Source organism: Mycobacterium szulgai (assembly GCF_002116635.1).
Lineage (GTDB): Bacteria > Actinomycetota > Actinomycetes > Mycobacteriales > Mycobacteriaceae > Mycobacterium > Mycobacterium szulgai.
Genome location: NZ_LQPW01000145.1, coordinates 73,323 through 84,706, shown reverse-complemented (window position 1 = coordinate 84,706; position 11,384 = coordinate 73,323). Strand labels below are relative to the sequence as shown.

The window sequence follows — 11,384 nt, the reverse complement described above, 5'->3', positions numbered from 1 at the left end:
CTCCGGCGGCTGATGCGCCGCCGGTGCCGCCAGGCCCGCCGTCACCGAAGAATCCGAACCCGCCGCCCCCGCCGAACCCGGTCGATGAGGGGCCGCCGGCTCCGCCGGCGCCGCCGTTGCCGAACAGGATTCCTCCGGCACCGCCGTTGCCGCCGGCCAGGCCGGGTCCACCGGACCCGCCGGCTCCACCGTTACCGAACAAGAGCCCGCCGTCTCCGCCTTTTGTCCCGGTTCCTGGGGCCCCGTTTGCGCCGTTGCCGATCAGTGGGCGTCCAAAGGCCGCCTGGACGGGCGCATTGACGAGGTCGAGCAGCGGCTGCAGTGGCGACGCCGCGGCGGCCTCGGCACTGGCATACGCGTTCGCGCCGGCGGTCAAAACGGCCTCGAAGTTGGCTTGGAACGCGGCCGCCTGGGCGCTCAACACCTGATACGCCTGGCCATGCGCTTGAAATAAGGCCGCGATGGCCGCCGACACCTCGTCGGCACCCGCCGCCAGCACCCCCATTGTCGGGGCCGCTGCGGCCGCATTAGCTGCACTTAGTGTCGAACCAACATTCGCCAAATCGGTTGCCGCCGCGGCCACCATCTCCGGTGCCACCACCACATACGTCATCGCTGTACTCCAACCGGGTCACCATCGACACAGGGATTAGAGCGTCGCGCAACAACGCTTTGGGCAGCTAGGGCATTTCGCCCCTACTGGAATGCACCTTTAGGCAGGTTCTCGCAGTCGCGCAGACTAGAGACCAGGCTGTCCAGACTCGCCGAACAGCAATCCGCCCCCGCCCGGGTTACCTGGATTACCGAAGAGGGCGCCGGCATTGCCGCCGTTGCCGCCGTTTCCGATCAACTGTGCGTCGCCACCGTTACCGCCGGTGCCGGAGCCGATGCCGTTCGGGCCGGGCATGCCGACGCTGCCACCGCTACCACCGTTGCCGATCAGACCGGCCTTGCCGCCGTTGCCGCCATTGCCGCCTTCGCCGGTGGCACCCGCGGCCACGAAACCGGCCCCGCCGGTGCCGCCGATCCCGCCGTTACCGATCAGCGCGCCACCGGCCCCGCCGGCGCCGCCGGTACCGCCCGTGGCGATGGCGCCCAGGGTGTCGGCGTAGCCGACCCCACCGGTGCCGCCCGCCCCGCCGAGGCCGAATAGGCCGGCAGCCCCGCCATTGCCGCCGGCGCCGCCGGTGGCGGTGTCGATATTGGTAAGAACGTTGGCTTCACCACCGGTGCCACCAGCACCGCCGGAGCCGGAGATCAGGCCGCCGCGGCCGCCGTCGCCGCCCGCTCCGCCTTGACTGACGGAGCTGGTCCCGCCAGTGCCGCCTGCGCCGCCGCTGCCGAACAGCCCGGCTTGGCCGCCGTTGCCACCAGCTCCCGCGGCGTCGCCCAATGAGTCTCCGCCCGCGCCGCCCGCGCCGGCAGTGCCGCCGAATAACCCGGCGTTGCCGCCGTCGCCGCCGGCCCCACCGACCAGCACACCGCCGAGTCCGCCGGCGCCGCCGGCGCCACCGTTGCCGAAGAGGATGCCGCCGGCGCCGCCTTGTCCGCCATTACCGCCGCCAATGAGCAGCCCGGCGTTCCCCAGACCGCCGGCGCCACCGGCGCCGCCATTGCCCAGCAGCCCGGCATGGCCTCCGTTGCCGCCATTACCGCCGTTGGCGAAGCCTGCCCCACCGGCCCCTCCGGCACCTCCGGCGCCATACAGCAGCCCACCGGTCCCGCCGCTGCCGCCGTTTGTGCCGTTGTTGAGTCCATTGCTTCCGCCCGCGCCGCCCGCGCCCCCGGTGCCAAACAGTCCTGCGGCCCCGCCGTTGCCGCCCTGTTGGGCGAGCCCTCCGGATCCGCCGTTACCGCCGTCGCCGATCAACCAGCCGCCGGCCCCGCCCGCTAAGCCCGAGCCGGGCGCGGCGTTGGCGCCGTTGCCGATCAAGGCGCGTCCGGTCAGCAATACGCTGAGGCTGTTCAGGGGGTCCAGGACAATGCTTTGCGCGGTGGCCGCTTCTGCGCTCGCATATAAGCCGGCGTTACCGCTCAATGCCTGCACAAACTGTGCATGGAATGCCTCGGCCTGCGCGCTGAGCGCCTGGTAGGACTGGCCGTGGAGACCGAACAACGCGGAAATCGCCGTCGAGATCTCGTCGGCGCCGGCCGCGAGTACCGCGGTTGTCCGGGTTGCCGCGGCCGAGTTGGCCGCACTGAACATCGACCCAACTTGGGCGAGGTCCGACGCGGCCGCTGCCACTGCGTCTGGTGCAACGAGAAGAAACGACATGTAACCCTCCCGACGGGTCATGGCGAAATGGGTGGCGCCGACGCGGGTCGGCGTTTATCTGACTAGCGCGGATCGTATGGTGGACCAGGCCGGTTTCGGTCGGCTTTGGCAAAACTGACCGTTTTTGTTACGTCTATTGCCGATAGCTGACCAGGAAGTTGCCCAGCCGTTCGATGGCGGCCGCGAGATCGCGGGCCCACGGCAACGTGACCAGGCGCAGGTGATCCGGTGCGGGCCAATTGAATCCGGTGCCCTGGGTAACCAAGATCTTCTCTTGCAGCAGTAGATCGAGCACGAGTTGTTCGTCGTCGGCGATGTCGTAGATCTCCGGATCCAGCCGGGGAAACGCATACAGCGCCCCTTCGGGCTTTACGCAGGAAACGCCGGGAATCTCGTTGAGCTTCGTCCACGCGACGTCACGCTGCTCGAGCAGCCTGCCACCGGGAAGTACCAAGTCCTCGATGCTCTGGTGACCGCCGAGGGCGACCTGAATTGCATGCTGCGCCGGTACATTTGGGCACAGTCGCATATTGGCGAGCAGGCTGATCCCCTCGATGAAGCTGCCGGCGTGGTCCTTGGGTCCGGTGATCGCCAGCCATCCGGCTCGATAACCGGCAACGCGGTAGGCCTTCGATAGCCCATTGAAGGTGAGACACAACATATCTGGGGCTAGCGATGCCACGTTGATGTGCTCGGCATCGTCGTACAGGATTTTGTCGTAGATCTCGTCGGCGAGCAGAAGCAATTGATGCTCGCGAGCCAAATCGACCATCTGGCTTAGTATTTCGCGACTGTACACCGCGCCGGTCGGGTTGTTCGGATTGATTACGACCAGCGCCTTGGTGCGCTCGGTGATCTTGGACTCCAGGTCGGCGATGTCGGGCTGCCAGCCCTGCGTCTCGTCACACAGATAATGCACGGGGGTTCCGCCGGCCAGCGAGGTCGATGCGGTCCACAACGGGTAATCCGGCGCGGGGATCAACACTTGATCGCCGTTGTCCAGCAGCGCTTGCAGGGTCATGGTGATCAGTTCGGAGACACCGTTGCCCAGATAGACGTCGTCGACATCGAAGCGTGGGAAGCCGGGCACGAGTTCGTACCGGGTGACCACCGCACGCCGGGCCGGCAGGATGCCCTGCGAATCCGAGTAGCCCTGCGCATAGGGAAGCGCCTGGATCATGTCGCGCATGATCACGTCCGGAGCCTCGAAGCCGAACGGCGCCGGGTTACCGATGTTCAGCTTGAGGATGCGATGCCCCTCGGCCTCCAACCGCGCAGCGTGCTGGTGCACCGGGCCGCGGATTTCGTACAAGACGTCCTGAAGCTTCGACGACTGCGCGAAGGTCCGCTGCCGGTGATGGCCGGAGGCATGCACGGGCACCTGGTGAGTAGTCACGCCCACTATGGTGCCATCGCTGTCCACCGAAATTTGCTGACAGGTGTCAAACCGTAATCAGCGCTTGCCCGGCCGGCGGGCGCCGGGGGCGATGCCCAGCCCTTTGACGGGGGCTGCGGGCGGCGCCGGCTCCCCGTCCTTTTCCGACGACGGCTCCGGTTGCGCCGTTGCTTCGGGCTTTGCCTCAGCGGGTGCCGTCTCGGCGGGTGCCGCCGGCTGCGCGGGTGCGGAAGCCTTCTTTGCTCCGGGGCGCTTGGCGCCGGCGGCGATACCCAGACCCTTTACCGGTGCCGCGGGTGCGGCCGGGGCGGCAGGAGCCGCGGTTTCGGGCGCGGCGGGTGCCGCGGCCGTCGTCTCGGCAGCCGGAGCGGCTGCTGTCTTCTTGGCGCCGGGTCGTTTGGCGCCGGCGGCCATGCCAAGTCCCTTGGCCGGTGCGGCTGGAGCGGCGGGTGCAGCCGGTGCTGCCGCTTCAGGGGCCGGCGCCGCTGCCTTCTTGGCGCCGGGCTTCTTGGCACCGCCGGCCATGCCCAGACCCTTCACCGGCGCCGCCGCTGCGGGCTTCGTGGCCTCCTCAGAGGGCTTCTCAGCCGGTGCCTCGGCGGGCGCGGTTGCCTTGGGCGTTTCCTTCTGCGGCTTCGGAGCCCGCTGTTCGGCCTCTTTGGCGGCCGTGCCCTTCGCAGGCAGCAACGACGTGTCGTGGTCGAGGGATGCGAGCAGCACCTGCGCCACGTCGAGCACCTCGACGCCGCTGCGCCCGGCCTCTTCCTGCCGGTCGTTGACACCGTCGGTAACCATCACCCGGCAGAACGGGCAGGCTACGGCGACGGTCGCGGCCCCCGTGGCCAGTGCCTCATCGACCCGCTCGTGGTTGATGCGCTTGCCGATGTGCTCTTCCATCCACATGCGGGCTCCGCCGGCGCCGCAGCAGAAACTGCGCTCGGCGTGCCGCGGCATTTCGGTGAGGTTGGCTCCAGCCGCGCCGATCAGCTCACGCGGCGCTTCGTACACCTTGTTGTGCCGGCCCAGATAGCACGGGTCGTGGTAGGTGATGTCTTGCGAAACCGAGGTGACGGGGACCAGCTTCTTGTCTCGCACCAACCGGTTGAGCAGCTGAGTGTGGTGCAACACGGTGTAGTTGGCGCCCAGCTGCCGGTATTCCTTGCCGATGGTGTTGAAGCAATGCGGGCAGGTGACGACGATCTTGCGGTCGACGGTCTCCACGCCCTCGAACAGCCCGTCCAGGGTTTCGACGGCCTGCTGCGCCAATTGCTGGAACAGGAATTCGTTGCCGGAGCGGCGCGCGGAGTCGCCGTTACAGGTTTCTCCGGTGCCCAGCACCAGATACTTCACCCCCGCGACGGCAAGCAGTTCGGCGACGGCCTTGGTGGTCTTCTTGGCCTTATCGTCGTAGGCGCCCGCACAGCCCACCCAGAAGAGGTACTCATAGCCGTCGAAGCTGTCGACGTCCTCGCCGTAGACCGGGACGTCGAAGTCCACTTCGGAGATCCAGTTGGTCCGGTCGGACGCGTTCTGCCCCCAGGGATTGCCCTTGTTCTCCAGGTTCTTGAACAGCACGCCCAGTTCGGAGGGGAACTCGGACTCCATCATCACCTGATAGCGGCGCATGTCCACGATGTGATCGACGTGCTCGATGTCCACCGGGCACTGTTCGACGCACGCGCCGCAGGTGACGCAGGACCACAGCACGTCTGGATCGATGACGCCGCCCTGTTCCTCCGTCCCGACCAACGGGCGGCTCGCCTGCTCCGGCCCAGAACCCAGCACGCGGCCGAATCCCGACTCGGGGACGTGGTGTTCCTCGGCATGCTTTTCGCCGCGCAGTTCCTCGCCGAGCCCGCCCTCCGGCGTGCTCTGTAGCGGAGACTCCTTCTCGCCCAGGATGTAGGGCGCCTTGGCCATCCAGTGGTCGCGCAGGTCCATGATGACGAGCTTGGGCGACAACGGCTTTCCGGTGTTCCAGGCCGGGCACTGCGACTGGCACCGCCCGCACTCGGTGCAAGTGGCGAAGTCGAGCATGCCCTTCCAGCTGAAGTCCTCGATCTTGCCGCGGCCGAATTGGGCGTCGTCGGGCGGGTTTTCGAAGTCGACCGGCTTGCCGTCGGACTCGACCGGCAACAGCGGGCCCAACCCGTCGGGCAGCCGCTTGAACACGACGTTGATCGGGGCCAGGAAGATGTGCAGGTGCTTGGAGTGCAGCACGATCAGCAGGAACGCCAGCATGACGCCGATGTGCAGCATCAGCGCGACGGTTTCGATGATCTCGTTGGCGTCGTGGCCCAACGGATGCAGCAACGCGCCCATCGCGTGGGAGAAGAATGCGCCCTTGCCGTAAGGGAATTCGTCACCCAGGGCGTTGACCGAGGCCCCGCGGAAGATGGCATAGGTCCAGATGACGTTGAAGATCATGAACAGGATCAGCCATGCACCGCCGGTGTGTGACCCGTAGAAGCGGGATTGGCGCCCGTATTCCTTGGGCTCGCTGCGCATTCGGATGATGGCGAACGTCACGATGCCGGTCAGCACGGCCAGCGCGAAGAAGTCCTGCAAAGCGCCCAGCGCGTCCCAGCGACCGATGATCGGCAAGTGGAAGTTGGGCTGAAACAGCACCCCGTAGGCCTCGATGTAAACCGTGAGCAGGATGAAGAAGCCCCACATGGTGAAGAAGTGCGCCAAACCCGGCAGCGACCACTTCAGCAACTTGCGCTGGCCGAACACCTCGGAGAGTTCAGTCCAGATGCGGCTGCCCAGATTGTCTGTGCGGCCACTGGCCGGCTGGCCCGACATGATCAGCTTGTACAGCCACCAGACTCGCCGCACAGCAAACATGACTACGACCGCGGTCATGCCCATGCCCAGCACCAATCTGATGAGCGTCTGCGTGGTCACGGATGGTCACCTCACTTAGTCGTCACTCGGCGGATCGCACTGGAAGTCGCGTGCGGGCAACGCTCATAGTGACATCTGTGCGGCTCTGGCCGCGAGATAGGCTGCCCTAAGTGCCTTGTTAAGGCCCCCGAGAATGGCTCCGGCGGCGATCATCAGTGGCTCGTCGTCATTGAACCCCGCCGCAGAACGGATCCAGAGGATTCCCCACTGGTGCACCGTAGCTCAGCGAAAGTGCGGCTCCCCGAGGGTGAAGGTGGCGGACTCGACTACCGCACCCAGGTGACGTCCCGGCCGTAGCCAGGTGGCCAGGTTGCCCTCCGAGGACACCTGGACAGTGACGATTGCGGGTCGTATGCGACCGGAAAAGCTCAACAGCGAGTCGCCGACGCGGCCGTCACCGAATTGCTGGCGAGCCGTCGCCTTGGTTTTGAGCGGGACGGCCGGGCCGACTACCCGGGAGGTGGCGCTGACCGACCATGGGGTGCCGTCGGCCCCGGTACCGGACACGGTCTGCCCGGCCGCGGGGTCACCGTCAAAGTCGGCCAGTGTCTTGGGCATTGCCCAGTTGGTTCGGCCACCGACCATGCTCGCCTGCGAATCCACCGACATGAATGCGACATGGCCCCAGGGACGCAGGCCGGTGCGCGAACCGATCATGCCGAGGACCTCGTCGTACGGGCCGACGGGCGTGTCGGTGTAATGGACGAACCCGCCGAGCGTCGCCAACCCGGGGCTTCCGGCCAGCGCCGACGGGAATGCCGCGGCCGCCGCGCGACCGCCACGAGCCAGCCACAGCAGCGCCGAGCAATGGCACTCCCAGGGTGCGGGCGGAACGTCGGGCATGCTCATTGCCCACCTTCGAGTCGGGTGTCGTAGGCCGCCCGTTTCTTTTCGTCGAGTCCGGACGTGACCTTGTTGCCGCCCGAGAGCCGAAAGACGGCGTCGACGATCGGGGCGGGGAGTGTGGCTGTGCCGCGCGAGATCAGGCCCACCAACTTCGGGACGAACACCGTGCGGGACGCGCCCTTGCGGAGTTCGTTGACCACTGCTGTGGCGACGGCGTCGGGATCGACCACCACGAACCGCTCCAGCGGGGCAGGCGCGGACATGCCCGCGATCAGCTCGGTACGTACGAAGCCCGGACAGATCGCCGAGACCTTGACGCCACTGCCGCGCCATTCCTGGCGCAGCGCGGCGCTGAACCCGACCACTGCGTGCTTGGCCGCGCAATAGGTGGCCGCGTTGGGGGATGCGAGGGTGCCCATTACCGAGGCGATGTTGACGATGTGACCCGAGCGGCGCTTGGCGAACCGCTGGCCAGCCAGTCGGGTTCCGGTCAGCACGCCTACCAGGTCGATATCGACGGTACGGCGGGTCAGGTTGGGATCCTCGTCGAGGAACGGCCCGATCGGCATGATGCCCGCGTTGTTGACCAGCACGTCGAGCCCGTGCAACTCACCTTCGGCCTGGTTTAGAAATGTTTCGAAGCTCGCCGGGTCCGTGACGTCCAAGTGGTAGCCCTTGGCACCGATTTCGGTCGCGGCCACTTTGACCGCGGTTTCCTGAACGTCGCCGAGCACAACCTTCGCCTGCGCGCCGATCAATGCCTCCGCGATCGCGCGGCCGATTCCTTGGGCACCGCCGGTGATGGCCACTCGCAGGCCTGCTACCTGAGCCATGCGGCCAGAATGTCACACACCGGGTTGCGCCAACATCGCGCGCAGCATCGACAGCATTTCCGAACGCGAGCCGGCCCCCAGGCGGCGGCGGATCCGGGCGACGTGGTGCTCGACCGTCTTCGCTGAAATGAATAGCTGCCCGCCGATGTCGCGGTATGGCATGCCGAGCAGTAGCAGCTCGGCAACTTCTCGTTCCCGGTCGGACAGCGGCGAGCCGGCCGCCGGCTGGCGCGGCGACGGCGGGGCGCCGGCGGGTGATTCCGCGACAGCCTCGCTGGGCGCTTCGCCGGCGCCCACCCCGAGCTTGAGGTCGCGGGCCAGCTGCAGCATTGCCCCCGAGACCCGCCCATCGGGCGTTTGCAGCGCGGCCTGACCGGCCAGCCGGGTTGCGTCCGACGTCAGCCCGACGTGCGAGAGCGCTCGAGCGGCCACGATGACCTCGTCGGCGTCGACCTGATCGGCCAGCACCCGCAGCCAGGTTCGTCCGGCCGCCGAAAGTGCACGGGCGAGGGCGCTTTCAGCGCCGCTGAGCACTTGTCCGTGCGGGGCCACCGACTCCGGCGAGTTGGCCAGGATTCCGGCATGTACACCCGCCCAGTGCAGCGGGATCGACCACAGCGCCGGGTTGCCCAGCGAATCAAGCAGGGAGAAGGCTTGATTCAACGCATGCTGGAGCTGGTCGACATGTCGCATCCGGGCGGCCGCCACCCACAGCTCGCCCAATGGCAGCAGCACGAAGAGATCGATCGAGCACTCGGCGAGCACCTCCATCGCGGTGTACCAATGCTTTTGCAGCGCACCGGTATCGCCGCTGCGGCGCGCGATCGCCGTCTGCAGCGCCGCCGCCCACAACGCGTCGCGGCGGTGCAGATCGGCGCCGGCCGCAGCGACGTCCGTAGCGGCCGAGGGCAGTTGCCCGTCTTGCATCTTGATCCAGCCCGACAGCAGCAGGTGCCGCGGGCCGAATGCTTCGTCGCCGCCGGCCCGCACGGCGCGCGCGATCACGCTGCGGGCGCGAACCGGGTCGCCGCCGTGTATCGCGGCCAGGGTCACTAGTGCGGCGGGGCTGTCCGGCATGACCTCGTTCATCGCTTGTTCGGTGGCGATGGCCTGGCCCAATTTCGCGATCGCCGCGGGATACGGCTGATCGATGGTCAGCAACAGCCCCTCGGCCAGGCTGCGGGCGGTGCGCGCGGAGGTCGTCGGAGGACCCGCATTTGCGGGTCGTAGTGCCTCTCGTGCGCCCGTCAGGTCGCCGGTCGCGATGAGCGCGATTGCCGCGGCGGCGTTTACTGTCGCGTCTGAATGTGGTCCCAACCAGCTGAATAGTTCGGCGGCTTGGCTTGTGTTTCCGTCATGGATGGCGACGCTGGCCGAAACGCGCACTGCCGCAGCGCATTCGGCTGGGTCTGGTGAGCTCAGCAGATCGTCGGCGAGTGTCGCCGCGTCCGCACAGTCGCCGCAGCGGGCCAGCGCGTCGGCCAGGCGTGAGGTCAGCCCTTCGGCGCCGGCCTCGACCGCTGCGCGGTACAAGCGTGCCTGTCGTCGCGAGTCGCCGCGCATCTCGGCGGCCTGGCGGGCGAGAATGTGCGCCAGACGTTCGTCGTGTAGGCCATGTTCGGATAGATTGAGCGCGAAATCAGCTGATATTGTTGATATTTCGAGCTGTGAGCGCAGGAGCGAAGTCTCGACCGCGTGGTGGCGGGCATTGCCGACGAGCTGGGCGACGGCGTCGTGCACCAATTGCCGGAACCGAGGAGGATGCACTGGTTCGACGAGTCCGCCGGCGCGGGCGCGGTCGACCAGTCGTTGTGCATCCGTTGCCGAAACCTCCAGTGCCGCAGCAACGTCAGCGGCGCCCATGTCTTGCGTCAGCGACATGATGAGCAGGGTGTCGAGCGTGGACTCGTCGAGACGGCGTAACCGCTCGAGCAAAGCGACCTTGGCCGCCCGCGCCGGCGGCTGTGGCACATCGCAGACCGCGTGAACCAGGAACGGCAGCCCAGCGGTGCAGTCCAGCAGGTGATCGGCGACGGTCAGCGGCGTGAGTGTCATTCGCGGTCGGGTCCGCTCGATAGCCGCCGTTACGGCCCGTAGCTCGGGGTGGTGTTCCTGGGGTTGGGCGGCCACCACGACCGTCGACCGGGGATCGGCGGCGCGTTCGGCCAGGCGTAGCAATTCATTGTCGGAAAGCGACTGCGCGTCATCGACCACCAGAGCCGCGTCCGACGGGTCGTCGTCGCGCAGGCGGGTCAGCACGTGCAGGCCGGCATCGCGCAGGGCGTCTCGGGCCGCGTTGAGAACGGTCGTCTTGCCGGTTCCGATGCCGCCACTGATGAGTACCTTGACCGGTACGCTCGCCGCATTGGCCAGCTCCCGGACGGCGGCGCGCGCGGCCGGATGGATTTCGCTGGACGATTCCACCATGTTCGCTTTCACCCAGAATCCCGGACATCCCCTAACGGGGGATCCCCTAATGGTGCCCTACGGCAGGTGGGTTTCGCACCGATCACGGCCGGTGCCCCAAACCGATAGCATCTTGTTAACCGGCTGAGGAGGTGCGTGATGGCAAACTCGTTGCTCGACTTTGTGATCTCGCTCGTGCGTGATCCCGAGGCCGCGGCGCGCTATGCCGCCAACCCCGTGCAATCGATCGCCGACGCTCATCTCACAAACGTGACCAGCACTGATGTGAATAACCTGATTCCGGTGGTATCGGATTCACTGTCGATGGCGGCACCCCCAGGTGCAGTTTCAGGGACGCAGGTTGTGGACCACGGCAACGTCTGGGCAAGCGGCGCCGCAGCAGCGGCGCTGGACGCTTTTTCGCCACATCCGCCGGTTGGTGTAGTTCATCAGCATGTCGCGCCGGGCGTTATCAACGAACCGGCTGTGCCCGGGATGGGCGAGTTCAGCGCGGGGACCCAGCCGTTGGGGATCGAGCCGCATGAGCCATCTGTGCTGTTCACGGGCTCAGGGACACCTGATCCGACGTTCGACCACACGGGATTCGCGGCCGACGACCCCGGTATATGGGATCACCCGGTGATCCACCCGCACACCGCTGATCCCGACCACCACGGCTTCGGACTGCACGGCTGATTACGTTTTCCCGCCCCTGTTGACC

General features: G+C 67.2%; 8 protein-coding genes. 1 reads left to right on the top strand and 7 read right to left on the bottom strand.

Annotated features, from left to right (window positions below):
• From AWC27_RS21270 to iniR, 7 genes are all read right to left on the bottom strand, one after another.
• Positions 1 to 613 (bottom strand): PE family protein (locus AWC27_RS21270; protein WP_139837134.1); only part of this gene is annotated, 613 nt, incomplete at its 3' end.
• A 126-nt stretch (positions 614 to 739) separates the two neighbouring features.
• Positions 740 to 2,275 carry a PE family protein gene (locus AWC27_RS21265; RefSeq protein WP_085672299.1) on the bottom strand — a complete coding sequence of 512 codons (1,536 nt, stop codon included), beginning with the start codon at positions 2,273 to 2,275 and terminating at the stop codon, positions 740 to 742.
• A 133-nt stretch (positions 2,276 to 2,408) separates the two neighbouring features.
• Positions 2,409 to 3,698, bottom strand: coding sequence for a pyridoxal phosphate-dependent aminotransferase (locus AWC27_RS21260; RefSeq protein WP_085672298.1), 1,290 nt, complete (start codon positions 3,696 to 3,698; stop codon positions 2,409 to 2,411).
• 30 nt (positions 3,699 to 3,728) lie between these two features.
• Positions 3,729 to 6,578 carry a (Fe-S)-binding protein gene (locus AWC27_RS21255; RefSeq protein ID WP_085672297.1) on the bottom strand — a complete coding sequence of 950 codons (2,850 nt, stop codon included), beginning with the start codon at positions 6,576 to 6,578 and terminating at the stop codon, positions 3,729 to 3,731.
• A 222-nt stretch (positions 6,579 to 6,800) separates the two neighbouring features.
• Positions 6,801 to 7,427, bottom strand: a complete 627-nt coding sequence (locus tag AWC27_RS21250; RefSeq protein ID WP_085672296.1) for an acetoacetate decarboxylase family protein — start codon at positions 7,425 to 7,427, stop codon at positions 6,801 to 6,803.
• The gene (locus AWC27_RS21245; protein WP_085672295.1) at positions 7,424 to 8,257 is read right to left on the bottom strand and encodes an SDR family oxidoreductase; all 834 of its coding nucleotides are present in this window, start codon (positions 8,255 to 8,257) and stop codon (positions 7,424 to 7,426) included. The genes AWC27_RS21250 and AWC27_RS21245 overlap by 4 nt, the downstream gene beginning before the upstream one ends.
• A 12-nt stretch (positions 8,258 to 8,269) precedes the next feature.
• Complete coding sequence (gene iniR, locus AWC27_RS21240; RefSeq protein WP_085672308.1) at positions 8,270 to 10,684, bottom strand: isoniazid response ATPase/transcriptional regulator IniR; 2,415 nt, start codon at positions 10,682 to 10,684, stop codon at positions 8,270 to 8,272.
• Positions 10,685 to 10,822: 138 nt separating this feature from the next.
• Between iniR and AWC27_RS21235 the strand changes: the two genes are divergently transcribed.
• The gene (locus AWC27_RS21235) at positions 10,823 to 11,359 is read left to right on the top strand and encodes an Rv0340 family IniB-related protein (protein WP_085672294.1); all 537 of its coding nucleotides are present in this window, start codon (positions 10,823 to 10,825) and stop codon (positions 11,357 to 11,359) included.
• Positions 11,360 to 11,384 lie beyond the last annotated feature (25 nt).

What these genes read in the sequence shown, in the direction of transcription:
- AWC27_RS21245 (WP_085672295.1), bottom strand. Translation starts at nt 8,257, where the DNA reads ATGGCTCAGGTAGCAGGCCTGCGAGTGGCCATCACCGGCGGTGCCCAA.
- AWC27_RS21265 (WP_085672299.1), bottom strand. Translation starts at nt 2,275, where the DNA reads ATGTCGTTTCTTCTCGTTGCACCAGACGCAGTGGCAGCGGCCGCGTCG.
- iniR (WP_085672308.1), bottom strand. Translation starts at nt 10,684, where the DNA reads ATGGTGGAATCGTCCAGCGAAATCCATCCGGCCGCGCGCGCCGCCGTC.
- AWC27_RS21250 (WP_085672296.1), bottom strand. Translation starts at nt 7,427, where the DNA reads ATGAGCATGCCCGACGTTCCGCCCGCACCCTGGGAGTGCCATTGCTCG.
- AWC27_RS21235 (WP_085672294.1), top strand. Translation starts at nt 10,823, where the DNA reads ATGGCAAACTCGTTGCTCGACTTTGTGATCTCGCTCGTGCGTGATCCC.